Below are 24,225 nucleotides of genomic sequence, written 5' to 3' on the forward strand. Positions count from 1 at the left end.
GCTGCCGGCACCGGGGACCGGCCGCGGCCAGCTGGTCAGTGCGTGGAGGCCAGCCGCCTGTAGCTGAAGGACTTGAGCGTCAGCGTGCCCCCGGCCGTGACGGCCTTGATGCTCGGAGTGCCCGGCGCGGGGAAAACGAGCGACGTCATGGTCTTTTCGCCGCCGTTGATGAAAACCTCAACTGAGCTATGGTCCACGAAAATTGACAGCTCCACTTTCCCGTCACGCGCCGGGCTGGCTGCGCGCCGTGTTGCCCGGAAGTCCGGACCGAGGTCGGCGCTGCCGGTGGCGGCAGCGTCAGCCGCCCGGGAGATGAATGCCGATCCGCCGGCAAAGTCATATCCGACCGTCGCGAATGTTCCCCCGCCGCTGCCGAGCTCGATCCTCGCAACGGAACCGTCGTCGCCGGCCGTCCGCTCAAGCGTCACATCGAGCCGGTATGCTCCGCCCTCCGGGGCGGGCAGCTGTCCTGCGCCGTCCAGTGTCATGCGGCGTTCGCCGGTCATTTCCGCCGGGCCCTCGATGGACTGCATTGCGGCCGTTGGGTTCGACACTAGGGTCGGCTTCCCCTCGACCGTTTCGAGCCTGATATCGCGCACCATGGAGTCGGCACCGCCGTGCCAGTCCTCAGTGGGCAGCTGCCGGGCATAGGCCCAGTTGTTCAACCACCCGACGGCGTGCCGGGAGGACATCCGCTGGCTGTCGGTGAGCCTGGGATCATCCCACGTCACCGCGGCGTAGAAGTCGGAGCCGGCGTCGAGCCACTGATGCGGCGCACCGGACGGGGTGAAACGGGTTCCGTCCCACTCGCCGGTCCAGTAGGCGACGCCCGTGGTGAACCCTTCCTGGCTCCCGTTGGCGCTGGCGGCCAGGACCCAGGTCCGTTTGGATGGGTCGCCGTCGAGATCCAGCTGGAAGAGTTCCGGGCATTCGAGGGTGCCCAGGCCGGTGCGTTCGACGCCGGAAGTGTAGCGCCAGTTCTTCAGGTCCGTTGAGGTATATATGCCGATTTTGTCGCCTTCGGCGAGGGCCATCACCCATTGGCTGTGGGCTTCATCGCGGATGATCTTAGGATCCCGCCAGTCCGGTTCGCCGGGGTTTTCCATGACCGGGTTCTGCTCATACGCGGTGAACGTGTATCCGTCGTCGGTGGAATAGAACAGGGACTGCCGCTGGATGCCCTGGTCCTGTTGGGTCATGATGGCGATGACGGCGCCCTTGCCGAAGCCGGCCGAGTTGTCTTTGTCCACCGCGGTGCTTCCGGTCTCGATGTCGCCTAGCCCGTTTTTGTACTTGGCGATCGCCACCCCTTCGTCTTTCCAGTGGACCAGGTCTGTGCTGGTCAGGTGGTACCACTCGGTACCGTTCTCCTGGGGGTAGTCGGCGTTGTAGAGGTAGTAGTAGTGCCACAGCCCGTCGATCAGGATCGGCCGCTGCGGATCGTTCATCCAGTTCTTCTCGGGGGTGATGTGATAGCCGGGCCGGAACTCTGATGCTCCCTCGGGCCGATCGAATGCGGAAGGCGCGGGCGCCGGGATCTTCCGCGGCACGCCCATATCGGCGAGCATGGACTCCACCGCTTCGGATGTCATGCAGTCCGGACGAACAATCTCGCCCTCCCCTGCGCGGACCACCTGGTCCTCCAGACTGGACATGACCTCGACGTCGCCTCCAGTGCGGGCGGCTGCCACCCACCCGGCGGGGCATTCGATGCTCCGCAGGTCCGTCACACCTTCGGTCGGGAGCGGATGTGACAGCTTCTCAAGCGTGCGGTCGGTACCGCTGAGCCAGTACGAGCCGTAACGCCCATGGGATTCCCTGGCTTCGGCCTGCGCGTCGGCAATGCCCCGGAGTGCCTGCTCGGCCCTGCTTTGTGCAGCCGGACCGGGTTCCGCCGACGGGATCAGCGCCACTACGACCAGTACAGCCGTGGCCGCGGCTGCCAAGGCAATCCAGATCGTCCGAAGGTTTTTCATGATGCAACATTCCTGGTTCTTGTGGAAGCCATCCCGCCCCAACTGTGACCTGTTCGTGCGAAGGGACGGAAGCGCCCGGAATCCCGGACGCTTCCGCCTCATGACTGCCTACTGCGCTACTTGTAGTGGCCGGCACCGCCGACTCTGAGGTTCGTGGGCAGGTAGCCGAACGGACCGAGGCCGTTCTGCCCGAAGCTGCGGTCAACCGCGGATACACCGTTGCGGAAGTTGATCTTCACAGTGGGCGAGAGGGACCCGCCGCGGACGCCGTTGACGTTGTCGATGAAGGACTGCACCAGGCCGCCGGGCTGCACGTAGTGCGAGTAGGCCTGGAACTGGCGGCCGTTCTGGCGGGGATCGGGACCCTCGGGCGCGTTGGCCGGCATGTTCAGGTCAGTGGGGGATGCCAGGGCCAGTCCGCTGTTGTTCATGGGCTGGTAGTCGGAACGGACACCGTTACCGACGAAGCCGTAGACGCCGTCGGGGCCGCGCATTCCGTCGGCGTAGGTGAACTGGTGGCTGATGGTGAACAGGTAGTACTTGTTCTTGCCGTCCTCGTTCTGGATGAAGATCTGCGGGCGCTCGGTCTGGTCGTTGACGCAGTTGGCGGACAGGATAGGCGGCAGGAAGGACCACTTGGTGAGGTCCTTGTTGTCCGCGACGGCGAGGCCGACGTTGGCGGTCTGGAACCAGGAACCGGTGCTGTTGACCTGTTCGAGGGTCTCGGCGTTCGGATCGCCGGGCCGGTAGCCCAGGTCCTCGTTCTTGCACTTGTAGTCGCCGCGGGTACCGCCGGTGTTGCCTTCGAAGACCATGTAAGTCTTGCCCGGGTGTGCCGGGTCTGCGAACGTGTACGGGTCACGGAACGCGAAGCCCGGGTTCTGGGCCTTGTTCTGGTACATGACGCCGTCCGGCTCCAGGAGCTTGGTGTGCTGGAAGCCGTCAAAGCTCACGCCGTTCTTGTCGGCGTGGATGTTTCCCAGTGCCTTGGCGATCACGGCGTCCGGGGCGATTCCGCCGCCGCCGGCGTTGCGCTCGGCAACGTCGTAGAACGTGGTGGCCGTGTAGAAGACGTTGACGTGGTTCCCCTGCATGGGGCGGGTGGAGCCGGACCATTCGGTGTTGCCGATGGAGGTGTTGTCCAGGAACAGGTGTCCGCCGTAGTTCCACTTGTCCTTGGCCGGGTCGGCGTTGGTCTTGCGGAAGAAGTAGCCGATCCGGGCGTTCCAGTGCCGCTGGTCGAAGCCGTAGCCGGCATTTCGGTCAGCAACGAGTGAGAAGATCACATCCCAGCCCTTGTAGCTGATCTGGTTCGCGTTCTCGTCGGTCAGGGACCACGTGTCCCAAACCCACACGTCGTCGTTCATGGCCGGGAAGTCCTCGGGGATCTCCGGCATAGTGACGCTCGGGCTCATGGAGTTCTGGCCCGGGGTTACGTTTGTGCTGCTTTGGGCCATGATCTGCTTGGCGTCCGCACGGGTCCATTTGGAGGTGAAGTCCGCGGCCGGGTCGTAGGCCTGCTGGGTGTGCTTCGTGGGCAGGGGGAAGCCGGGCGTTGGAGCCGGCATCTGCTCAATGTTCGGCGGATCCGCCGGCGCGTTTGCCTGCGCCGGCGGAACGGAAAGGAAGACAGAGGCCGCCACGGCCGCTGCCAGTGCCGCGGCGGCAGAACGCCGCCGCAACTTGCGGGGTGAATTGTGATGCTCGTGCATTTTGCTCTTCTCGCGGAGTTGAGACCATTCGTGGAAGACGGGCATGTGCCCGGTCCCCGAGACTCCGACAGCCCCGATGCCACCGCAGGCGTCATCGAGGACGCCATCGTGTCGGGGGGACGGGACCTGGGTAGGGTCCCGAGTGGCAGCGGGGAATGATGCGGCCCGGCGCCGGGAACCACGTTAGGCAGGCCGCGCCGGGTTACCAAACCCTGCGTCGGGCGCCCGGGGCCGGGTATCGGCATCGTGTGTAAGCGCTTGCATTAAGTTCGGCGCGCGCGTGCCACGGCAGTCCGAGCCAGTCAAATGTTGCGTACGGTACCGCAGAGAAGCTGGGAATTTGCCCCGGATTTTCCCAGTGTTTGCTGGGCGCTGCTGAGCACTGCGACGCTATTCTTGTCCTCTGCATCCCGGAACACCCGGGCAGACCGCGCCCGAGGCGGCGCGGATGGCGGCGCTGACGCCGGTGCCGCCGTCGCAGCGGCGCAAGCCAAAAGTCGGCACATCTTTTGAACCTTTCATTGGACCGGGAGTCGCCGCATGATAGGCGCATGACCCAATTCGCAGCAGCCGACGAATCCGCCGTTGCAAGGGCTCAGCGCGAGCTCGAAGCGGCCGGCGTCCGTACCGTGATCGGTACGGTGGTGAATGCTTCGGGCCTCACGCTGGCCAAGAGCGTTCCGTTGGCCCGGCTCAAAACCTTCCACGAAGCCGGGATGGGCGCTGCCCCCGTCTGGCACGTCTTCGCCATCGACGGCGGGATAGCGTTCACGGACAGCATCACCACCGTGGGTGACATGCGCCTCAGGATCGATATCGCAGGGCTCCGTGTCCTGCCGGGCGGCCGGGCCTGGGCACCGGCCAGCCTGTTCGAACAAGACGGCGCCGTGTCTCCGGTCTGTACCCGCGGCCTTCTGGGCGACGTCGAGAGCAGCCTCGAGGAGGCCGGATACCACGCTCTCGTGGGCCACGAACTGGAATTCTTCCTCGTCGCCCCGGACGGTTCAGCGCTGGAAAACGCGCCCTGGGTTCCGTACGGGGCAACCGGCCTCTTGGACCGCGCGGACCTCCTCGATGACCTGCTGTCAGCGCTGCACCAGGCCGGCCTTCCGATGGAGCAGATCCACGCCGAGTACGGCAGAAACCAGTTCGAGTTTTCCCTTCCCCCGGCCCCGCCGGTGCAGGCTGCTGACAGCGTGGTCCTCGCCAAGACCATTGTTGGCATCGTCGCCCGGGCCCACAGCCTGCAGGCATCGTTCTCCCCGTTGCCGTTTGCCGGCATGGTCGGGAACGGCGCCCACCAGCACTTGTCGCTCCATAAGGACGGCGTGCCGCTGTTCTCCGGCGGCAGCGGACCGCACGGCATCGGCGCCGAGGGAGGCGCGGCCATTGGCGGCATCATCGCAGGACTCCCCGAGATCCAAGGGTTCCTCACGGGATCAGTTCTGTCCGGAAGCCGCCTGGCACCCGGCTCGTGGTCCGGCGCGTATTTGTGCTGGGGCCTGGAGAACCGGGAAGCCTCCGTGCGCTTTCTGGACGGGGGAAAGAGCAATCCGCACGGAGCCAACGTCGAGGTAAAAATCGTCGATCCGTCGGCAAACGTGTATCTGGCCTCCGCAGCCATCCTGGCACTCGCCCTTCACGGCGTCCGCGGCGGGCGCCAGCTTCCGGCAGAGATCCCGGGTGACCCCGGACGGCTTTCGGACGAGGAGCGGCGCCGGGCCAACGTCCTACTGCTCGCAGACTCCCCTGCCGCCATCATCGACACGCTGGACACGTCACGCCTTGCGCGCGGACTGCTCGGGGAAGCCATCGTGGATGCCACGGTGGCCGTCCGGCGCTACGAACAGCGGATCTCCGCGGACCTACCGCCGGACGAGCTGGCCGAACGCTTTCGACTGGCCTGGTCGATCTAATGGCGGGCGGCTCCTTCCCGGACTTCGTTGACCACGTCAGCCTTGTTGATCACCACGTGCATGGCGCGTTTTCCGCCGACGGCGATGAGGCACGCTTTCAGAACGCGCTCAACGAGGGGAACACCGAACCGCTGGCCACCCCGGAGGACGCCTACAACACACAACTCGGGCTCGCCATCCGCCGCTGGTGCAGCGGCATTCTTGACCTGCCACGGCACGCCCCACCGGCGGACTACTGGCGCCGGCGCTTCGAGCTGGGAGAACTCGAGGTGTGCCGGCGCATGACCCGCGCCGCCGGGGTGAGCGACTGGCTGGTCGATACGGGACTGGAGGGCCCTGACTACCTCGGCATGGCCGGCCTGGCCGAGGTCTCCGGCGGGCGGACCCACGAGATCGTGCGGCTGGAACCGGTGGCCGAGGCGCTGCTCCGGGAGATTGCCAACCCGGCAGAATACGTCGACGAATTCGGCCAGCGGCTTCACGAGCTCACCCGCGGCGCCGTGGGCGTCAAGACGGTTCTGGCCTACCGCACCGGATTCGACCGGAATCTCAGCCGACCCCCACCGGCTGCGGTGGCGGAAGCAGCCGGCCGCTGGCAGGAGACCTCGCGCACCGGCACCAGGCTCACCGATATGACCCTGATTGCCCACGGGATTCACACGGCGGTGGCGATGAAGCTTCCGCTGCAGTTCCACGTCGGATTCGGCGATCGCGACCTGGACCTCCACAAAACCAATCCCCTATACCTCTTGGACTTTCTGCGGTCCGCCGAGGTCCGGGACACCCCCATCATGCTGCTCCACTGCTATCCGTTCGAGCGCGAAGCCGGCTACTTGGCCCACGCCTTTGAAAACGTCTATATCGATGTGGGCCTTGCCGTGAATTTCACCGGGTCACGGAGCCGGGATCTGGTGGCCCGCTCCTTCGAACTGGCCCCCTTCACAAAAGTCCTCTACTCCTCCGACGCGTTCGGCCCCGCCGAACTGCACTACCTCGGAGCGAGGCTGTGGCGCAACGCCATCACCAAGGTAGTGGGCGGATGGATCGACGACGACGACTGTTCCGAGGCGGATGCCCGCAGGATCGTGCAACTTGTCGCACATGACAACGCCCGCCGCGTGTACGGGCTCCCCTGAGCGCCGGCCCGAGATCCCGCGCCTGGCGATGTCAGTCAGGCTCCGATGCCTGGTTCCTCTTCCTCCGCCAGTCTGATCATGCGCAGTTCGTCCTCCACCGCGCGGGAGGGCCAGTAGTCGTTCGCCAGTTCACTGGCCCGGATTTTGTCTGCTGCCGGTACCAGCTTGCTGAGCAGCCCGGCCGCCTGAAGCAGGGCGATCAGCGCGGTGGTCCTGGCATCGGGGGCCTTGGCGTCAGGCGTCGCGGGAGCGGTCGTCTCCGCCGCGGGCCCGGCGTCGGCCGCCGCAGCAGCAGGCGCCCCGGTATCAGGCGTCCCGGCGTCGGGCGTCGCGGATTCCGACGGCGAACCGGCCTCGGCCGGCGCACCGCCGAGTGCGGCCTGGATCTTTTCCAGGAGCGCCGCCTCCGGAGCGTGGTCCTTCTCCGGGTACCGCACGCTCCGGAACACACCCAGGTGTTTTTCGCCGACATGTTCCACGATGCCCAGTGCCGCCATCCCCTCGTAGACGCGCTGCATTTCGGCGCGGCCCTCCAGCATGGACACCCACCGCTTGGGCGTGTGGGGCCGGGACTTGCCCCGGATGAGCTCCAGCTCGTGCTGCAAGTCCGTCGGTGGGGCGGTGCCGGTGGCCCTGACGTGCTTCCCCTGCAGCCCGATGGCACCGATCAGCTCCAGCTCGGCCAGTATGGCCCCGGCCAGAGTGGTCCTGAGCGCGAACATCGGCACCTCAGGTTTCCCGTCTTGGTCGTTCGTTGCGAGAAGGAGGAAGGCCTGGGGAAGGTTCAGCTCCGCCGCCTGCGGCGTTTCAGCGTTCATACGAACATCGTGGCGCAGGCGGGCGGCCGCCACAATGGGAACTTGCCAGCGTCGACGTCGGCGTGTGCACTTTAGGAGCTTGCGGCCCGGCAAGCGGACGATACCCAATAAAGATCACCATGCTTACTATTGAGGCTCCGCGGCTGTTCACGAGTGCGCTGCCGGAACCGCCTATCCGAGGAGCGCCGATGTCGCTGAGCAAGGGAACACCCGTGGAATACGAAGTCCTCATTATCGGCGGCGGCAACGCCGGCGTCTCCCTGGCGGCGCGCCTCCATCGCTACGGCGTGAAGGATGTGGCCGTGGTGGAGCCGCAGGACACCCACTTTTACCAGCCGCTGTTCTCGCACATCGCCGGCGGGAGGGCGAATGCATCAGAAGCCACCCGGCCCCAGCGTTCCGTGATGCCGGAGGGCGTGGAATGGATCCGGGACGGAGCGGTGGACATCGACCCGGCGAGCAACACGGTGTCGCTGGCGTCGGGCGGCCAGTTGAAGTTCGGGCACCTGGTGGTCTGCCCCGGCCTGCAGCTGGATTGGGACAAGATCCCTGGCCTGGCCGACGCCGTCCACTCCCCCTCCGGTACGTCCCACTATGAGTTCACCCTGGCCGCCAAGTCCTGGACGCTGTTCCGTGGACTCAAGGCCGGAACCGCGGTTTTCACCATGCCCTCCGGCCCCATCAAGTGCGGCGGGGCCGCGCAGAAACCGATGTACTTGGCCTGCAATTACTGGCGGGAGCAGGGCGTCCTCCAGGACATCCGGGTGGTCATGGTGCAGCCCTACCCCACCGTGTTCGGGGTGGCCGGCGTGGATGAAGAGCTGAACCGCAAGATTGCCGAGTACGGCATCGAACTGCGGCTGAACAGCGAACTGGTGTCGGTGGACGCGTCGGCGCAGAACGCGCTGATCCGGAACAATGCCACCGGGCTCGCCGAGGAGCTGCACTACGACGTGCTCAATGCCGTCCCGCCGCAGTCGGCCCCGGACTGGCTGAAGGCCACGGAGCTGCCCGCACCCGGCGACCCGGGCGGATTTGTGGAGGTGGATCCGCAGACGCTCCGACACGTCCGCTTCCCGAACATCTGGTCCTTGGGGGATGCCGCGGCCACCACCAACTCCAAGTCCGGCGGTGCGCTGCGAAAGCAGACGAAGGTCCTCGCCAAGAACCTGGTTGCGGCCCGGGACGGAAAGCCCCTGACGGAGAAGTACGACGGATACTCGGTGTGCCCCTTCACAGTGGCCCGCTCTTCGGTTGTCTTCGCCGAGTTTGATGACCAGTACCGGCCCATGCCCTCTGTCCCGAAGGTGCCAACGTGGAAAGCGAACCGGGCATCATGGGTTGTGGACCGCGACATCTTCCCCAAGGTCTACTGGAACCTGATCCTCAAGGGCCGCGCCTAGGCCTGAACGGCCGCCACCTGCCGTTTATCAAGTTCCAGGCGACCACAGGGATCAGCAGGCATAAGCTGGTTGAGCAACGTCTTTTCCATCACCGGGGAGGTCAGCATGGGCACTGAAACCGCCGACGTGATCGGCCATGATGTCACCACCATCACCTGCGTGTGCGGCAACACCGTCAGCAAGGACGGGTTGATCCAGGCCAATGCACAGGGCGTCCCCGTCTACAGCGGAGACAGCACCCCGGTCCCGGCCGGGCTGGCGGCATGGCCTGCGGATGAGGATCTCTACACCCTGTGCCCCTCCTGCGGCCGCGTGTACTGTGACTCGGTCATCGAAGAGACAGGAACAGCGCCTGTTGCTTTCCGGGTCGACGTCGCCGCCGACCCCATCGCCGAGGCCATCAAAGTCCATTGGCAGCTCAGCACCCAGGACTGAATCTGCCAAGCGGACGACGGCGGGACCTCCCGCCGTCGTCCGGCGTCATTTTGGATGTTGACCGAGCCGAGCTGTCCTTGGGGACCGAGGGTCTGAGGCATCGCACGGGACGCCGCCCTGTTCAAAGCCGACTAAGCCAACGACGGTCGAACCGGTTTGGCGACGCTCCCCTAACGATTAGTCCACGGACCGGGCCAAGGCAGCGATATCCCTGGGTGTGGTCCGGCAGCACCCTCCTATGATCCGCGCACCCAGTTCCTGCCAGGTGGCTGCCCCTTCCGCAAGGCTTGAAGGCTGCGAGCCACGGGATTCTGCGGCGCCGGACACCGCCTCGCCCGGTCCCCAGGTCTTGCTGACCGGGTCATAACATTCGCCCGAATTCGGGTACACGACCAGTGGCTTACTCGTGGCTTGACGAAGGGCCTCAAGGGAGGGCGAAACCAGCTCCAACGGCACACAATTCACACCGATGGCTGCCACGTGCGGATGTCCTCCGCAGAGCCCTGCGACGTCGGCCAGAGAAGTCCCGTCGCTGATACGCTCACCGTCCCGGAGTGTGAAGGAGAACCAGGACTCGACGTCGAACTCTTCCACCAGGTCCAATAGCGCCTCGGCCTCCGGGAGTGATGGCAGCGTCTCACATGCCACGAAATCGGCCCCTGCCCCCACCAACGCCGCAATCCGTGGCCGGTGGAAGTCCATGAAACCGCGCTTTCCGAGGACGTAGTCACCCCGGTATTCCGATCCGTCCGCGAGGTAGGCGCCATAAGGGCCCACAGACCCGGCAACCAGCAACGGACCAGCACCCGGATGTTCGTTCAGGTGCTCGCGCCGCGCCTCGTCGGCCAAGCGCACACTCAATTCCACCAACTCCAGCGCTTTGGCCTCGACAATGCCGCGCTGAAGGAATCCTTGAGGCGTGGCCTGATAGCTCGCCGTGATGGCGACCGCGGCGCCGGCGCGGAAGTAATCGCGGTGGACCTGCCTGATTAAATCCGGCTGTTCCAACAGGACTTTGGCAGACCAGAGGGGGTCTGCCAGATCACAGCCGCGCGCCTCAAGCTCTGTAGCGAGCGCACCGTCCGCCACTACTTTTTCGCCGGCCCTGAGCATGTGGGACAACTTCGCGTTCCTGGGCATCAGCAACCCTTCCTGCTAGTCGTAATAAGCATTTGTAGTTGCTTGTAATGATCATCACTATATGTCACGATGACACTCAAGCAACCTGAGAACCGCGAGGAAGAGGCGTCCCCATGGACATTGAGATGAAGACCGTCCGTAAGCTGCGCGTGCATTGGCCCATATCGTCAGAGATTTTCACTCGGCTCACAAAGGGCGAAGCCGAGGCATTTCAGGATGACCAAGGCATAGCGGCACTGCTCCAGGCTTTGGCAGCATCCCCGGAACTGGGTGATTTCGGAAACTACAGGCACGTCTTTGAGTCTGGTGTCGGTTTTGAGGGATTCACCGTGTCGGAGGGAGCCAACCCCACGCTGGGGCAGGTGGGACAGCGGACGATTTCGACGACCCTTGCCTTCACCACGTACTTCGACGCTGCCTTGGAGGACGCCGCAGTGGACCGGATCATACGCCGCATCGTGGAAATCCATCCTTGGGAAGTGCCGGTCATCGAACTGTCCGGGCCTCTCAGTGTCTCTTGCACGGCGTTGGCGGCAGCCTACGACCACCAGGCCGCGTCATGATTGGAGCCACCAAGACGGCACTCTGGGACGATCTCCAGCCGCTGCTTGCCGGCAGGACATTTACCGATTTGACGCATGCCTTCCACCCCGGTCAGCCGCATTTCCCGGCATTCCCGGACGAGGTCAGGGAAGCTGTGTACGACCTGGCGAAGGGCGACGGGTTCACCGCCGACCGCTATTCCATCATCGGGCAATGGGGAACGCACGTTGATCCCCCCTCGCACTTCATCCGCGGGGGCCTGACGCTGGACCAGATCCCGGTTGAGGACATGGTCCTTCCCCTGGTCATCCTGGACATCACCGATCGAGTCGGTGCAAACGCTGATGCCTGCCCTACGGTGGAGGATATCCAGGCGTGGGAGTGCCGCAACGGCACCGTCCCGGCGGGCTCCTTTGTAGCCCTGCGGACCGGGTGGAGCCGTCGCTGGCCTGACGCGGACGCGATGGCAAACAGGGACGGCGCGGGCGTCAGCCACACGCCGGGCTGGTCGCAGGAAGTTCTCACGTTCCTGATAGAAGAGCGGTCAATTGCGGCTCTCGGCCATGAACAGACGGACACGGATCCGGGATTAGCCACTTCCCGGCAGGATTTCAGCCTGGAGACCTACGTTCTGGCGAAGAACCGCTGGCAGATCGAGCTACTGGCAAACCTTGATGGGCTTCCCGAAGCGGGAGCCGCGCTCATTGCAACATGGCCGAAGCCGCTACAGGGCAGCGGCTTTCCCGCCAGGGTCTTTGCAATCCACTAAAACGGGTCCATCCGGCGACTAGAATCGGGTCCATGCCTAAGACATCCAGCATGGGGCGCGGAATCATGGCCGTCTTCGCGGTTGGCTCCCGCAACGCAAAAGGCCTCCCCGGCGGGACTGTCGCCGACATAGCAGCCGATTTGGGCAAGGACCGCAGCCAGGTTTCGCGGAGTCTGCGGGGAGCACAGCAGGAGGGCTTCCTGGAACGCCGGGAACAGCGGTCCTACGCGTTGGACTGGTCGCTCTTTACGGACGCGCAGCTGCTGACAGAGCAACGGCTGCAGACCGACGGCGCAACTGCCCTGGAAGGCCTTGCCCGCGAAACGGACGAAGGGTGCTTTCTGGGTGTGCTGAGCGGAGACAGCACGGTGACCATCGGTGAACGCGTTCCGACCAGCAGCCATATGGTCGGCTCGTGGCTGGGCCGGCCCTACCCTGCTTACTGCAGTGACGCCGGCCAGGCATTGCTGTGGGAGGCGTCGGACGCCGAGGTCCGAACCGTTCTTGCTGCCGCTGCATTCGTCCGCCATGGCCCCAACACGCCCGTGGATGTCGAGGACTTCCTCACCCGGCTGCGTGACGCGCGTGCGCGGGGCTACTCCATCGTCGATGAGGAGGCCGAGCCCGGCCTCTATTCCCTGGCCGTTCCGATCCGGGATTTCAAAGGCGACGTGGCGGCTGCGCTACAGGTTGTAGGGCCCAAGAAGCGGCTGGAGCCGCGTCGTGAACTCTGCGCCGCGGCTCTGGTGAGGTGGGGACGGTGGCTGGAGTCGTCGCTTGGTCACTCGTCGCCGCAGGAGCAGGCTTAGCTGGGAATGCCTTCGTGACCGGCATCGTCCCGCGCACTGAGGTCGCAGGGCCCGAGCCGTCCAGCGGCTTCCGCCATGGCCTTGGCGATGCGCTTGGCAATCGGTTCGATCGCGTTCCGGGCGCCTAGGACACTAAGGGCGGCAAGAATCGTTCCCTCAGCGTTGCGGACAGGGACTGCCAGTTCATAGATGCCGTGCTCGAACTCTTCCGCCGCCACGATGAAGCCGCGGGGCCTGTCCCGGTCCATCAGTTCGAAGACCTCAGCCGGCGAATGAGCCGCTCCCGGACCGCCGACGCCGATGAAGCTGACCTCGCTGAGCAGGTCATTAATCGTCGATTGTTCGTGGTCCCAAAGCAGCGCCCGGCCGGATCCGGTGCACCATACCGGTGTCACCATACCGGGCTTTACGAAGCTTCCGGGGAGGGCATCGTTGGTGGAAGCCCGCAGGAGAATGACGCGGAAGCCGTCGCGGACGGAGATTCTGAATCTGAGGCCGAACGTGGCCACCAAAGTTTCCAGCTCGGTTCTTGAGTCGCGAACCCAGCCGCTGTTAAGCGAGTCCGCCAAGGCGAAGAATCGCGGACCAGTTCGAAATGGCCCCCTCTCGACACGTTCCAACAGTCCCAGATCGCACAATTCCTGGGTCAGCCGGGACACACGGCTCTGTTCCAGGTCAAGTTCGGAGGCGAGCTGAGATACGCCTAGAAGCCGCCTGCCCCACTTTTCCCGGTCCGCGACCAAGCGGACAATGCGAAGACCTTGTGTCATGGACGACGATTCCGAGGAAGAATCCACTGTCAACGCTCCTTCCGCCCGATAGCCACGCCCATTCTCACACGTCCTTAGGGCTGACAAGGATGCGGCGCCCTCCCGCCCACACGGTATAAAGGTCAGCGAGGATGGCCGAATTCGCTGTTTCCAGCTCTTCGGCGGTGATTTCTTCGCTTCCTTGCCGCCCGAAGAGCACCACCTCGTCCCCGGGAGAGACATCCGCGATGTCGGTGACATCTACCACCATGGAATTCATGGAGACAAGGTCCACAATGGCAGCACGGCGGCCATGAACGAGCACGCTGCCCTGGCATGCCAGGGCACGGCGGTACCCGTCGCCGTAGCCTGCGGTCACCGATGCCAGCCTGGAATCCCGCGTCAGGGTATGCGTGAGCCCGTAGCCGACCTTGCTGCCGGTGGCATAGCTGTTGACGGAGGCGATTCTGGCCTTGAAGCTCAGGCACCGTTGAAACTGTCCCTGCGCCGGATCCGAATCGCCGTAGAGCACCGCCCCGGCACGGACCATGTCCAGCCAGGTACCGGGCATGTGCATCGCGGCGTAGGAATTCGCGCAATGCAGGAGGACATCCTCTCGGGGAATGCCGGTTAGCTGAAGCAGGGTCATCGCCTGGCTGTGAAAACGCCAAAGGCCCTGTTCGATATGCCGGTTATCGTCTGTGGGGAAGTGGGTCATGATCCCAGCCAGTTGAAGCCACGGGTGGCTGACGATGCCTACAGCGCAGGCCCGGCCGAGCGGGGTGGAGACATCGAGGCTGTGCCTGCTCATCCCGGAAGAATTGATGTCGAGATGGATTCGAATCGATTTTCCCGCGTCGGCGGCGATGTTGTGCATCTCCCACGCGCTCTCCGGATCGGCGACAAGTTCTTCGATGTCATGGTCCAGCCCGGCTTTTATCTCCTGCGGCGCTGCGGCACGGACACGCAGGATCCGGCCCTCAAAACCGCAGCGGCGCGCGAGGGCCGCCTCCTCGTTATTTCCGACTCCGACGAAAGGGACGCCAAGCCGTACGAGGGATGGGAGCACCAGGTCAGCTCCATGGCCGTAGGCATCGGCCTTGACCACCGCGCACAGAAGCGCTTGATGATCGATCATCGACAGGACGCCGCGGACATTTGACTCGAAGGCGACGGCGTCAATCTCCAGCCAGTTGCCGACGTTCTGGATGGAGCTGCCCACATGGTGCATCAGGTGTTGGGATTTCATGTCTTATCCGTGGGACAGCTTCGCGGCCGGGGACACGGAACGCCCAGGCCGCGAAGCTGAGTTGATGAGGGTGAACGGTGCAACTAGGCCGACTCGACCGTTCGCGGCTGGCGCCCGTACTTGAAGTAGAAAAAGGCGTAGCAGGCACCCACGAAGGGAACTCCGAAGTACAGTGCCGCGATCTGGTTCGGGTCAAAGGCAATACCGATGAGCGAAACGAGGCACAGCGTGAAAGCCAGGATCGGGACCAGCGGAAACAACGGGGCCCGGTACGGAAGGGCTGCGACATCGCCACCGTTTTTGACGAAAGCCCTCCGGTGGAAGAAGTGCGAGGCAACGATCGACATCCAGACCCCCACGACGGCGAAGCCCGCAACCGAAACGAGGGCCAGGTACACCGTTTCGGGTGCCATGACACTGCTGATAAGCGAGGCCAGGCCGCCCAGCATGCTGACGGACAGCGCAACCATGGGGATACCGCGTTGGGTTAGTTTCTTCAGCACCCGCGGGGCGTGTCCCTCATCGGCGAGGGAGTAGAGCATCCGGGCGCAGGAGAATAGGCCGCTGTTGCCGGCGGACAGAAGTGCCGTGATGATAACGAAGTTCATGATGTCGGCGGCAAACGGAACACCGATGGAGGAGAAGACTGTCACGAACGGACTTTCGTCCAGTCCGACCTCGTCAAACGGGACGGTTGCGGCGATGACGGCGATCGCACCGACGAAGAAGATGAGCAGGCGCACGACTGTACTGCGCATCGCCTTGGGGATGCTGGTGGCGGGATCTGCCGTCTCGCCTGCGGCAACGCCGATGAGCTCGGATCCGGAGAAAGCGTAGAACACCGCAAGTGCCGTCACGAGCACACCCGTAAAGCCGTTAGGGAAAAGGCCGCCGGCAGTGTTGAAGTTCTCGAACAGGACGGGGTGGTTGCCTCCCTCGCTGAGCGGATGAAAACCGAACAATGCGGCGCCGCCGAGAACAATGAGGCCCACGATCGCTGCGACTTTGACGATGGCGAACCAGAACTCGGATTCGCCAAAGAACTTCGAGGAAACTGCGTTGAGGCCGAACAGGAGTGAGGCGAAAATTAAGCACCAAACCCACACATCTATGCCCGGGAACCAGCGTTGCATGAGGAGACCGGAGGCTGTGAACTCCGATCCGATGGCTACGGCCCAGCAAAGCCAGTACAGCCAGGCCGTGGCGAAGCCGGTGGCGGGCCCGATGGACCTTGCGGCGTAAATGTGGAACGCACCCGAGACCGGGTAGGCGATGGCAAGTTCGCCGAGGCAGGCCATCACGAGATACACCACAAAGGAGCCGATGAGGTAGGCGATGACGGCACCAAGCGGACCGGCCTGGGAAATCGTGTAACCCGAACTCAGGAAGAGTCCGGATCCGATCACGCCGCCCATGGCGATCATGACGAGATGCCGCGGCCCCATGGACCGGCGGAGCCCTGGTTCGGCCACCGGCGGGGCCGTTGGGTGTTGTTCAAGCTTGATGGTTGATGAGGATTCCATGGTGTCTCCCAGGTGAGTGGTCAGGTCAGCGGCGATCGGTGCGCGTGAGCCTCGGGTTGAAGCGCCACGGGGTGGCTGGAGCTGCACAAGAGGATGGTGACGAAGGTAACACGGAATGGCCCTAGCGGTCATTAAAAACATCCAAACATGCATATGTCGCACGTATGTTACTTGGGGTCGTAGGTGTCGAATCGACATGCGGATGGTCAGTTCGCCCCGTTCTTCGGTCAAAATCACATGCCCTGACGGACACGCAGTGCCGTCAATATTGGGTGACCAACCTTATTGACTGAAGGAGCACCATGACCACGTATGACATCGCGCTGATCGGCTTCGGCGGCGTAAACAGGACCCTGGCCGAACTGATCGCCACACGCGGCGAGGCACTTCGTTCAGATTTGGGTTTTGGCCTGCGGGTAGTTGCCATCACCGATCTTCGCCTCGGATCGCTGGTCCAGTCCGAGGGAATTGATCTTTCCATGGCCCTGAACCTGGGCAGCGGCGGGGAAACCTTCGCCGAGCATGGCGGATCCGCGGACACCCACAACGAAGCAGTCATCCGTACATGCCCAGCGGACATCATCTGCGAGGCCACCTACACAAACCCCGAAGACGGCGAGCCTGCCGTGTCCCACGTCCGATGGGCGCTCGAAGCCGGCAAGAGCGTGTGCACCACGAACAAAGGTCCGGTTGCTCTCCGCGGTGCCGAACTGACGTCAATGGCCGAACAGAACGGAGTGCATTTCGAGTTCGAAGGTGCCGTCATGAGCGGCACACCCGTCATCCGCTTGGCCAAGAAGATGTTCGCTGGCCTCAAGCTGAACGGCTTCGAAGGCATCCTCAACGGCACCAGCAACTACGTGCTGGGGCGGATGGAAGCAGGTTTGGACTACGACGCGGCCATTTGCGAGGCACAGGAACTTGGCTACGCCGAGGCAAATCCCGCAGCAGATGTCGAGGGTTACGACGTTCAGCTCAAAGTCCTGATCCTCGCCAACGAGCTTCTCGATGCCGGCATCGAACTCAAGGATGTTCAGCGGCACGGAATCTCGACGGTGACGCCGGAAGATATCCAGAACGCTGCCCGGGCAGGACGCCGCTGGAAACTGGTCGGTTCGGCTCAGCGGAACCCCGACGGGACCATAACAGCAGGTGTTAATCCCGTCGAGCTGCCCCTCGACCACGGGCTGGCCGGGGTTTCGGGCGCGACGAACGCCGTCGCCTTCGATACCGATCTCCTGGGTCAAGTCACCGTCTCGGGACCGGGAGCCGGTCGCGTGGAGACCGCTTATGCGTTGCTTTCTGACATCATCGCCATGCACGCTGCCAAGACGGAGGCAGTTGCACATGTCTGAGTCCACCATGTTCCGCATGGAAACGGCGCTGTCGCAGAACCTCCGGGAGGTGACAAGCCCCTACGACGGGAGGGTGGTCGGCACAGTTCCACTGACCGCCTCGACGGCCGGCGAAGCGGTGCTCGAAGTGGCACGCTCCGGCGCGAGGAAGGCCCGGGCTTTGTCCCGCAATGCACGCGGGAAGATTCTTGACGCCGCCGCGACGGACATCGAACACCGGAACGAAGAGTTCGCTCGCACCATTGTGGCCGAGTCCGGAAAGACCATCCGGCAGGCACGAAAAGAGGTGCTGCGAGCCGTCAACACCCTCCGCCTCTCCGCAGACGAGGCCCGCAGGAACGCCGGCGAGGTCATCCCGTTCGACTCTTATGAGGGCTCGGAGGACCGGACCGGCTGGTACTCCCGGGAGCCGCTGGGCATCATTGCGGCGATCACGCCTTTCAACGACCCGCTCAACTTGGTGGCACACAAGATCGGGCCGGCCATCGCCGGAGGGAACGCTGTGATCCTTAAGCCTTCCGCTCTGACGCCCCTGTCGGCCCAATTGCTCACGGATGCCCTCGTGGACGCCGGGCTCCCGCCCGAAGTCCTCTTTGTTGTACACGGCGACCGGGACGTGGCCGAAAGCATCATTGCGTCCCGCGACGTACGAATGGTGTCCTTTACTGGTGGTTTCTCCACTGGAGAGAGCATCGCCCGCACCGCCGGGTTGAAGAAACTTTCGATGGATCTGGGCGGAAACGCGCCGGTGATCGTCCTGAACGACGCTGATATTGAGGACGCCGTTGAATCCTGCGTTTCCGGTGCATTCTGGGCCGCCGGCCAGAACTGCGTGGGGGTGCAGCGCATCCTCGTGGCTAAGTCGTTGTACGCCGAGTTCCGCCAGCGCTTCCTGGATGCAACGGCGATCTTGGTTGCCGGCGACCCGTCGGACGAGCGGACCGATGTGGGCCCGATGATCAGCCCTGTCGCATTGAGCGAACTCCGGAGCAAGCTGGACGAGGCGATTGACGCTGGCGCTGTGGTTCTCACTGGCAACGTGGCGGACGGCAATGTTCTTCAGCCGACCGTCCTGGAAGCCGTCCCGGCAGACAGCAGGCTGTGGAAGGAAGAAGTGTTCGGCCCCGTTGTCATGCTCCATCCTTTCAGCACCTTCGAGGAGGCCATCGAAGTTGCGAATGCCATCGACTTCAGCCTCCACGCAGGCATTTTCACGGACTCCCTGGGCAGGGCCATGGACGCTGCCCGCCAGCTGGAAGCAGGCGGCGTCATGATCAACGACTCCTCGGACTACCGGTTCGATGGCATGCCGTTCGGGGGTTCCAAGTACGGAAGCATGGGCAGGGAAGGCGTCCGCTTCGCCTATGAGGAAATGACTCAGCCGAAGGTCATCTGCATCAAGAACTAGGGACGGAGGGGCGCTGCGCTCCTCCACCTTTCGCTCGGACCAGCCACATTGGCCCTGCAAAAACGATTCCACATTAGAGAACGGAACATCATGACCACCCGCATCGAGACTGATTCGCTCGGCAGCATTCCCGTGCCGGCTGCGGTCTACTGGGGAGCCCACACTGCCCGTGCTTTGGAGAACTTCACCATCAGCGGTATTCCTGTCTCCCGTCACCCGCATCTGGTACGCGCCTTGGCGATGATCAAGAGCGCCGCGGCTCAGGCCAATTGCGAGCTCGGGGTCCTCACGCACGCGCAGAGCCAGGCAATCCGCGAGTCGTGCCAGGAAATCCAGGATGGACAGCACCATGAGCAGTTTTGCGTGGACGTCATTCAGGGTGGAGCGGGCACAAGCACGAACATGAACGCGAACGAAGTGATCGCGAACCTTGCCTTGGAAAAACTGGGCCACCGCCGCGGAGAGTACCAGCACCTGCATCCGATCGATCATGTCAACCGGTGCCAATCCACCAATGACACGTATCCAACGGCGATCAAGCTGGCCCTGATTTTCGCCACCGCGGAACTCCACCATGAACTGGGCAAACTTGCCGACACGGCCAGAGGAAAAGCCGCCGAATTCGCCGCCGTCGTAAAGATGGGCAGGACCCAACTTCAGGACGCTGTTCCGATGACCCTCGGGCAGGAATTCAATGCATTCGCCGCAACACTGGAAGAAGACCGCGCCCGGCTCCTTGAGTCCACGGGCCTTATGCGTGAGTGCAGTCTGGGCGCCACTGCCATCGGCACAGGCATCACCGCCGAGCCGGGATATCAACAGCTTGTACTGCGGGTACTGTCCGAAGTCTCTGGCGTCCGGCTCGTTCGTGCCGCTGACCTCGTCGAGGCAACGTCTGATGTCGGCGTTTTCATGCACATGTCGGGAATGCTGAAACGGACGGCGATAAAGCTGTCCAAGATCAGCAGCGACCTCCGGCTGCTGTCCAGCGGACCGCAGAACGGCTTTGGCGAGATCATCCTGCCTCCCCGTCAGGCCGGGTCGTCAATCATGCCGGGAAAGGTAAACCCCGTGATTCCGGAGACCATGAACCAGATCGCTTTCGCGGTCGCCGGAGCAGACACGACAGTCACGATGGCGGCGGACAACGGCCAACTCCAGCTCAACGCTTTTGAGCCTGTTATTGCCCACGTACTTCTTCAGAGCATTTCGTGGCTCAAACAAGGAGTACGCGTTCTCCGGACTCACTGCTTGGAAGGCATCGAAGCAAACACCGAACGACTCGCCCGCCAGACGGCAGTCTCAGCGGGCCTTGCGACGGCGCTGATTCCGGCCATCGGTTACACGGCCGCAGCAGCAGTCGCCAAAGAGGCCCTCCACAATGGATCTACGATTCTTGACGTCGTCACCGGTAGGAGGCTCCTGGACCGGGACGCGGCCCAGAAGCTGCTTGAAGCCGCCGTGCGGCCCGTTGAGGAGACCGCCATGTCGCCCGTCTGACCGCTCATTCCGCGTTGCCGACTCCACCGGTGCCCCGCCTAATGACACTGGAAAGCGTCATTGCCGTGACGGTGTCGGTGACGCCGGGAAGCGCGGCGATCTGCTCCCAGATCTCCTGGATCCTTTCCAGCGACCGGGCCTCAATTCTCACGAGGAGATCGAAGTCACCGCTGACGACATCACACAAAACCACTTCCGGAATGGTCCGCAGAACTGTGATGACGTCCGAACCCCGCACACGGTCCTTCCGATAGACCATCAGGAAGGCAGATACGGGACTCTGGCCGGGCGGGCCCGACACAACTGTGTACCCCTGGATATACCCTTGCCGTTCCATCCGGTCGATCCGCTGGCGCACCGCATTCCGTGAAAGCAACACCTTCGTTGCCAGTTCCGCGTGACTAATGCGTGCGTTCTTCGTGAGCTCCGCAAAGATCCTCTGGTCTATCTGATCAAGACTCACTCGATCCATGCCTACCCTTCACAGCAAATCAATCCCCGGGCACAACCCGAGCTGAACCAACGCCAAGACCGAAAGTTCCTGAGAAATGATACTTCCGCACCAAAACCGTCCGACGCTTAAGGACATAACCTGCGTCCTGTTCGACATGGACGGAACGCTGCTCGACTCCGCACCTGGTGTTACATCAAGTGCCGCCCAAGCCCTGGCCGCTGTAGGCGCATCCATCCCGTCACAGGATGAACTGTGCCGGTTTGTCGGCCCGCCGATGATCGAGTCCTTCAGAACAGTGGCAGGGCTGGACGAACCAACCGCCCAAAGAGCCCTCCAACAGTATCGCAAAGCGTATGCGGATAATGGTGCTGAGCAGTCCAGCCTTTACGCCGGAATCATCGAACTGCTGGAGGATCTACAGTCAGCCGGCATACCCATGGCTGTGGCCACTTCCAAAGTGGAAGATCAGGCCGTACGACTCGCGCGACGGTTTGGCATAGAACGCCACTTCGTCACCGTATGCGGTGCCTCGGACAGCGAGGGACGGGCCACCAAGGCGGAGGTCATTGCCGAACTGCTGCTCCGTCTCGACTCCTACGGCGTCGACATCTCCCATCCGGTGATGGTCGGGGACCGAAGCCATGATGTCGCGGGAGCAGCGGACCACGGCATCTCCACCATCTTCGTGCCTTGGGGATACGGCGGCGCGGAAGAAGCGTCGGGAGCGGCCGCGGTGGCCGCCTCACCTTCAGCCCTGGTGCAAATCTTCCTGCAGAACAGCCACCGCCCCACTCGCCAGGCAGGCGCCATACTGTAGCGGTTCACAGGTCTGCCTTTGAATCTCATTCGGTGGAAACGACGGCGGCGCCAGGGTCCCCGGTATCGGGCGCTGAGGCTGGGGGAGGCCCTGCCAGCGGTTCCCTAAGTCAGCCTTCCAGGATCTGCCCGCCAGCAGGACATTGCCCGGGTGAAGGTCCCCGTGGAGCATCATCGGCGGACCGTCCCAGGCTTTGGCGGCACAGGCCTGCGCCCACACTGCTCTCAGCGCTGCTGCCTGCGGGTAGCGTTCGCGGTCCCGGAGCCGTTCCACCACCGCAGTGTCGCGCTCCAGCAGCGGCACGCCGCGGAAGGGATTCACGGGTACGCCGGTGTCGGCGGGCACGTGGAGGGCGAGGAGGAAATCGGCCAGACCATCGGCGGCCGGCCCACGGCCGGCGGGGCCGACGTCGGCCGCGGCGGTTCCGGGGACCCACCGCACGATGCTCCACGGCCAGGAAAGTCCGGCGCCGGCCGGCCGGCGTGGACGGGGACAGGAACCGCCACCGGGGAGCGGCGGGAGATGCCGGGAAGGTAGCGCTGCTCATGCAGGATCAGCGGCACGGCCTCCGCCCTGCGCGGCAGCCGGACGGCCAGGTCGTCGCCGAGCCGGAAGGTCGCGTTGTCCCAGCCGTTCGTGACCCGCACCAGGGGGCGATCGGCCAGATCGGGCCGCTGGTCCCGGACGAGGGACTGGACGACGGCGTCATTGACTTCCAGCGTGGCTGGGGGCATTCCCGCCATTCAGGGCTCCGTCTTCCTTTGCGCCTGGAATGCAGTCCGATCCTTTCCCGCCATGATCCAGCCCGCTGGAGGAAATGGAATCGGTCGCCGGCGGGATGTCCCGCCGTCGACCTGGGGACGCCGGGCACGAAACTCATCCGGCGAGGACCCCGGATTCTCGGGGGTCAGCCCGTGCCCTCGCGGGCCGTCTCCTCCAGAATCCTGGCTGTTGGCGCTGCCGACATGAGCTGCCCCATGACCTCGGGTTTGTCCCACACCTGGCTGCGCAAATTTCCCAGAAATTCAGTCGCGGCGTCCTTGGTGTCGAAGTCCAGGAGCACGGCCACGCTGTTCTGGTCCTCGGTATCCCGGAACAAGCGGACAGATCGGGCGCCCGAGGCTGCGCGGCCTGCGGGATCCGTGTCGAACACTTTCTTGAAAGCCTCGTATTCCCGGACCGGATAGCTAATCTGCAGGGTGAACATCGTCCTTCCTTCCCTCGCGCTGTGGCAGGGACCACGATAGGCCGTCCAGCGTCATCCCGATAGGGCCGGAAGGTGGACGTGAGCCGGCGCCGCGCATGAGGGCGGTGACGTTGATCCGGAAGACCCGATCCCGGAGGTCATCGTCCACCTTGTGGGTGGGGCGACTGGGTTAGTCCATTCGGTGTATTATTCTGGACGGGATAACCCATTTCTCGTGCGCGTCCCTCCCAGAGCGCTCAGACGCAAGGAGCCTCCGTGAGCCTTCCCGCTCAAGCGATGGACCAGACAGCTCCCAGCAGACCACCACGCCGAACTCCCGCCGGGGATGCCGCTTGGGGGTGGCTGATCGGGATCCTCGCGGGATTGCTCGGTTTGGGCCCCTGGCTGGTGACCGGCGCACAGCTCCCACTGCAGAATTTGTGGGGCGCCGACGTCGCTCCGGACCAGATGCCCGTGTCGTTACTGCCGCTAAGCCAATACGAACTCACCACGATCGTAGCCCTCCTCACCGTGGGAGGTGCGGCAGCCGGACTTGCGGTGCGCATCTGGTCCCCCGCCCGACGGCGACTGGTGGCGTGGTGCGCGGCAGCCGGCGTTCTTGTGGTCCAGTCCACGGCTGCCGTCCAGTCCTTCACCGTGCTCGACGGCGGCTTGACGGGCGGAACAACGGCAAGCCTCTACTTCGCCGGGTTGCTCGCGGGCGTGACCGCATCCCTCGCTGCTGCCCTCGTTGCGCACCTGCTGCTCTGTTCAAGGTCACGGAGCCTGGCGGCACTGGGCGCCGGACTCGTGGCGGTGCCGTTCGCTTCGTGGACGGTGGAGTGGGTCGTCGGCTTCGTTGGCCACATCAACGTCCCAGCGGCAGTGCCGTCCCTGGCTCACTGGATTCCCGCCATCCTCGTTGGTTGTGCCCTGGCATGGTGCGGCCTTCGTCCTGCGCGGCGGGCCGCGGTGTGGGCCCTGAACCTTGCCCTGTTGTGGGTGGTTCCCGCCCTGTTCATCTCCGTCAACTACGTTCTGGGGACGCGCGTACTGGCTGGCGACCTGCAGGAGATGCTGTTGATGAGTCGGCAGATCCTGGCGGCAACACTTGGACCCGCGGGTGGAGCAGCTCCCAAAGTCTTGCTGGCTCTGGTCATCGCGTTGGCGGGGCTGGGGGTCAAATCCATTGCCGCCCGCCGGCGGCCGGACGTGCCGACCTTCCCCTCCACATAAAATCCGGGCTCACCCGCGATTGAGCACGGCCATGCTGTTTTGGTCCTCCGCCGGCCCAGACACGTTTTCCTCCAGCTGAGACAATGTCCCA

22 protein-coding genes and 1 pseudogene are annotated in these 24,225 nt (G+C 64.0%); 12 read left to right on the forward strand and 11 right to left on the reverse strand.

All coding sequences use genetic code 11. The annotated features are described in order from the left end of the window. Positions 1–35 precede the first annotated feature (35 nt). Together ASE96_RS11815 and ASE96_RS11820 are read right to left on the reverse strand one after the other, a co-directional pair. Complete coding sequence (locus tag ASE96_RS11815) at positions 36–1,976, reverse strand: glycoside hydrolase family 32 protein (RefSeq protein WP_056430355.1); 1,941 nt, start codon at positions 1,974–1,976, stop codon at positions 36–38. A 116-nt stretch (positions 1,977–2,092) separates the two neighbouring features. Next, positions 2,093–3,688, reverse strand: coding sequence for a glycoside hydrolase family 68 protein (locus ASE96_RS11820; protein WP_056430358.1), 1,596 nt, complete (start codon positions 3,686–3,688; stop codon positions 2,093–2,095). Between the two features lie 551 nt (positions 3,689–4,239). On the opposite strand from ASE96_RS11820, the gene ASE96_RS11825 reads away from it, so the two are divergent. Next, on the forward strand, positions 4,240–5,604 hold the full coding sequence (locus tag ASE96_RS11825) for a glutamine synthetase family protein (RefSeq protein ID WP_056430361.1): 1,365 nt from the start codon (positions 4,240–4,242) through the stop codon (positions 5,602–5,604). Then, complete coding sequence (locus tag ASE96_RS11830; protein WP_056430364.1) at positions 5,604–6,740, forward strand: amidohydrolase family protein; 1,137 nt, start codon at positions 5,604–5,606, stop codon at positions 6,738–6,740. The genes ASE96_RS11825 and ASE96_RS11830 overlap by 1 nt, the downstream gene beginning before the upstream one ends. A 35-nt stretch (positions 6,741–6,775) precedes the next feature. Here the strand turns inward: ASE96_RS11830 and ASE96_RS11835 are convergent, their stop codons facing one another. After that, positions 6,776–7,558, reverse strand: coding sequence for a GOLPH3/VPS74 family protein (locus tag ASE96_RS11835; protein ID WP_056430366.1), 783 nt, complete (start codon positions 7,556–7,558; stop codon positions 6,776–6,778). A gap of 188 nt (positions 7,559–7,746) precedes the next feature. Here ASE96_RS11835 and ASE96_RS11840 point away from each other — a divergent pair, with 188 nt between their 5' ends. Further along, a complete protein-coding gene (locus ASE96_RS11840; protein WP_056430369.1) occupies positions 7,747–8,961 on the forward strand; it encodes an NAD(P)/FAD-dependent oxidoreductase in 1,215 nt (404 codons plus the stop codon). Between the two features lie 69 nt (positions 8,962–9,030). Next, positions 9,031–9,396, forward strand: coding sequence for a hypothetical protein (locus ASE96_RS11845; RefSeq protein ID WP_235500232.1), 366 nt, complete (start codon positions 9,031–9,033; stop codon positions 9,394–9,396). Between the two features lie 177 nt (positions 9,397–9,573). Here ASE96_RS11845 and mmuM read toward each other — a convergent pair whose 3' ends face one another. Continuing rightward, a complete protein-coding gene (mmuM, locus tag ASE96_RS11850) occupies positions 9,574–10,536 on the reverse strand; it encodes a homocysteine S-methyltransferase (RefSeq protein WP_056430372.1) in 963 nt (320 codons plus the stop codon). Positions 10,537–10,649: 113 nt separating this feature from the next. Here mmuM and ASE96_RS11855 point away from each other — a divergent pair, with 113 nt between their 5' ends. From ASE96_RS11855 to ASE96_RS11865, 3 genes are read left to right on the forward strand one after another with little or no spacing between them, the layout of a single operon-like run. Beyond that, complete coding sequence (locus tag ASE96_RS11855) at positions 10,650–11,099, forward strand: hypothetical protein (RefSeq protein WP_056430376.1); 450 nt, start codon at positions 10,650–10,652, stop codon at positions 11,097–11,099. Next, positions 11,096–11,848 carry a cyclase family protein gene (locus ASE96_RS11860; protein ID WP_056430379.1) on the forward strand — a complete coding sequence of 251 codons (753 nt, stop codon included), beginning with the start codon at positions 11,096–11,098 and terminating at the stop codon, positions 11,846–11,848. Before ASE96_RS11855 ends, ASE96_RS11860 begins: the two co-directional genes overlap by 4 nt. 32 nt (positions 11,849–11,880) lie before the next feature. Continuing rightward, on the forward strand, positions 11,881–12,657 hold the full coding sequence (locus ASE96_RS11865) for an IclR family transcriptional regulator (protein ID WP_056430382.1): 777 nt from the start codon (positions 11,881–11,883) through the stop codon (positions 12,655–12,657). Here the strand turns inward: ASE96_RS11865 and ASE96_RS11870 are convergent. The 3 genes from ASE96_RS11870 to ASE96_RS11880 all read right to left on the reverse strand — a co-directional run bounded on the left by ASE96_RS11870 (position 12,654) and on the right by ASE96_RS11880 (position 16,178). After that, entirely contained in the window at positions 12,654–13,454 is an 801-nt protein-coding gene (locus ASE96_RS11870) for an IclR family transcriptional regulator (protein ID WP_056430386.1), read from the reverse strand. The genes ASE96_RS11865 and ASE96_RS11870 overlap by 4 nt on opposite strands. A gap of 37 nt (positions 13,455–13,491) precedes the next feature. After that, the gene (gene alr / locus ASE96_RS11875; RefSeq protein WP_235500234.1) at positions 13,492–14,637 is read right to left on the reverse strand and encodes an alanine racemase; all 1,146 of its coding nucleotides are present in this window, start codon (positions 14,635–14,637) and stop codon (positions 13,492–13,494) included. Between the two features lie 101 nt (positions 14,638–14,738). After that, positions 14,739–16,178, reverse strand: coding sequence for an amino acid permease (locus tag ASE96_RS11880; RefSeq protein WP_056430391.1), 1,440 nt, complete (start codon positions 16,176–16,178; stop codon positions 14,739–14,741). A gap of 302 nt (positions 16,179–16,480) precedes the next feature. Here ASE96_RS11880 and ASE96_RS11885 point away from each other — a divergent pair, with 302 nt between their 5' ends. The 3 genes from ASE96_RS11885 to ASE96_RS11895 all read left to right on the forward strand — a co-directional run bounded on the left by ASE96_RS11885 (position 16,481) and on the right by ASE96_RS11895 (position 20,441). Next, positions 16,481–17,533: a homoserine dehydrogenase gene (locus tag ASE96_RS11885; RefSeq protein WP_056430393.1), complete on the forward strand. Its 1,053-nt coding sequence runs from the start codon at positions 16,481–16,483 to the stop codon at positions 17,531–17,533. Next, entirely contained in the window at positions 17,526–18,941 is a 1,416-nt protein-coding gene (locus ASE96_RS11890; RefSeq protein ID WP_056430396.1) for an aldehyde dehydrogenase family protein, read from the forward strand. Before ASE96_RS11885 ends, ASE96_RS11890 begins: the two co-directional genes overlap by 8 nt. A 90-nt stretch (positions 18,942–19,031) precedes the next feature. Further along, complete coding sequence (locus ASE96_RS11895) at positions 19,032–20,441, forward strand: aspartate ammonia-lyase (RefSeq protein WP_056430399.1); 1,410 nt, start codon at positions 19,032–19,034, stop codon at positions 20,439–20,441. 4 nt (positions 20,442–20,445) lie between these two features. Here ASE96_RS11895 and ASE96_RS11900 read toward each other — a convergent pair whose 3' ends face one another. Then, on the reverse strand, positions 20,446–20,913 hold the full coding sequence (locus ASE96_RS11900; protein WP_056430402.1) for an Lrp/AsnC family transcriptional regulator: 468 nt from the start codon (positions 20,911–20,913) through the stop codon (positions 20,446–20,448). 76 nt (positions 20,914–20,989) lie between these two features. Between ASE96_RS11900 and ASE96_RS11905 the strand changes: the two genes are divergently transcribed. Continuing rightward, positions 20,990–21,712 (forward strand): HAD hydrolase-like protein, encoded by a 723-nt coding sequence (locus tag ASE96_RS11905; RefSeq protein ID WP_056430405.1) that lies wholly within the window; start codon positions 20,990–20,992, stop codon positions 21,710–21,712. Here the strand turns inward: ASE96_RS11905 and ASE96_RS19585 are convergent. From ASE96_RS19585 to ASE96_RS11915, 3 genes and pseudogenes are all read right to left on the reverse strand, one after another. Next, positions 21,644–22,153: a phosphotransferase gene (locus tag ASE96_RS19585; protein WP_235500236.1), complete on the reverse strand. Its 510-nt coding sequence runs from the start codon at positions 22,151–22,153 to the stop codon at positions 21,644–21,646. The genes ASE96_RS11905 and ASE96_RS19585 overlap by 69 nt on opposite strands. Before the next feature lie 92 nt (positions 22,154–22,245). Then, a pseudogene (locus tag ASE96_RS19820) lies at positions 22,246–22,455 on the reverse strand (aminoglycoside phosphotransferase family protein); the annotation flags it as partial. 164 nt (positions 22,456–22,619) lie between these two features. Continuing rightward, on the reverse strand, positions 22,620–22,919 hold the full coding sequence (locus tag ASE96_RS11915) for a hypothetical protein (protein WP_056430408.1): 300 nt from the start codon (positions 22,917–22,919) through the stop codon (positions 22,620–22,622). A 255-nt stretch (positions 22,920–23,174) separates the two neighbouring features. On the opposite strand from ASE96_RS11915, the gene ASE96_RS11920 reads away from it, so the two are divergent. Further along, positions 23,175–24,134, forward strand: coding sequence for a hypothetical protein (locus ASE96_RS11920; RefSeq protein WP_235500237.1), 960 nt, complete (start codon positions 23,175–23,177; stop codon positions 24,132–24,134). Positions 24,135–24,225 lie beyond the last annotated feature (91 nt).

Source organism: Arthrobacter sp. Leaf69 (assembly GCF_001422645.1).
Lineage (GTDB): Bacteria > Actinomycetota > Actinomycetes > Actinomycetales > Micrococcaceae > Arthrobacter.

What these genes read in the sequence shown, in the direction of transcription:
- ASE96_RS11815 (WP_056430355.1), bottom strand. Translation starts at nt 1,976, where the DNA reads ATGAAAAACCTTCGGACGATCTGGATTGCCTTGGCAGCCGCGGCCACG.
- ASE96_RS11820 (WP_056430358.1), bottom strand. Translation starts at nt 3,688, where the DNA reads ATGCACGAGCATCACAATTCACCCCGCAAGTTGCGGCGGCGTTCTGCC.
- ASE96_RS11825 (WP_056430361.1), top strand. Translation starts at nt 4,240, where the DNA reads ATGACCCAATTCGCAGCAGCCGACGAATCCGCCGTTGCAAGGGCTCAG.
- ASE96_RS11830 (WP_056430364.1), top strand. Translation starts at nt 5,604, where the DNA reads ATGGCGGGCGGCTCCTTCCCGGACTTCGTTGACCACGTCAGCCTTGTT.
- ASE96_RS11835 (WP_056430366.1), bottom strand. Translation starts at nt 7,558, where the DNA reads ATGAACGCTGAAACGCCGCAGGCGGCGGAGCTGAACCTTCCCCAGGCC.
- ASE96_RS11840 (WP_056430369.1), top strand. Translation starts at nt 7,747, where the DNA reads ATGTCGCTGAGCAAGGGAACACCCGTGGAATACGAAGTCCTCATTATC.
- mmuM (WP_056430372.1), bottom strand. Translation starts at nt 10,536, where the DNA reads ATGCCCAGGAACGCGAAGTTGTCCCACATGCTCAGGGCCGGCGAAAAA.
- ASE96_RS11855 (WP_056430376.1), top strand. Translation starts at nt 10,650, where the DNA reads ATGGACATTGAGATGAAGACCGTCCGTAAGCTGCGCGTGCATTGGCCC.
- ASE96_RS11860 (WP_056430379.1), top strand. Translation starts at nt 11,096, where the DNA reads ATGATTGGAGCCACCAAGACGGCACTCTGGGACGATCTCCAGCCGCTG.
- ASE96_RS11865 (WP_056430382.1), top strand. Translation starts at nt 11,881, where the DNA reads ATGCCTAAGACATCCAGCATGGGGCGCGGAATCATGGCCGTCTTCGCG.
- alr (WP_235500234.1), bottom strand. Translation starts at nt 14,637, where the DNA reads ATGCACCATGTGGGCAGCTCCATCCAGAACGTCGGCAACTGGCTGGAG.
- ASE96_RS11880 (WP_056430391.1), bottom strand. Translation starts at nt 16,178, where the DNA reads ATGGAATCCTCATCAACCATCAAGCTTGAACAACACCCAACGGCCCCG.
- ASE96_RS11885 (WP_056430393.1), top strand. Translation starts at nt 16,481, where the DNA reads ATGACCACGTATGACATCGCGCTGATCGGCTTCGGCGGCGTAAACAGG.
- ASE96_RS11890 (WP_056430396.1), top strand. Translation starts at nt 17,526, where the DNA reads ATGTCTGAGTCCACCATGTTCCGCATGGAAACGGCGCTGTCGCAGAAC.
- ASE96_RS11895 (WP_056430399.1), top strand. Translation starts at nt 19,032, where the DNA reads ATGACCACCCGCATCGAGACTGATTCGCTCGGCAGCATTCCCGTGCCG.
- ASE96_RS11900 (WP_056430402.1), bottom strand. Translation starts at nt 20,913, where the DNA reads ATGGATCGAGTGAGTCTTGATCAGATAGACCAGAGGATCTTTGCGGAG.
- ASE96_RS11905 (WP_056430405.1), top strand. Translation starts at nt 20,990, where the DNA reads ATGATACTTCCGCACCAAAACCGTCCGACGCTTAAGGACATAACCTGC.
- ASE96_RS11915 (WP_056430408.1), bottom strand. Translation starts at nt 22,919, where the DNA reads ATGTTCACCCTGCAGATTAGCTATCCGGTCCGGGAATACGAGGCTTTC.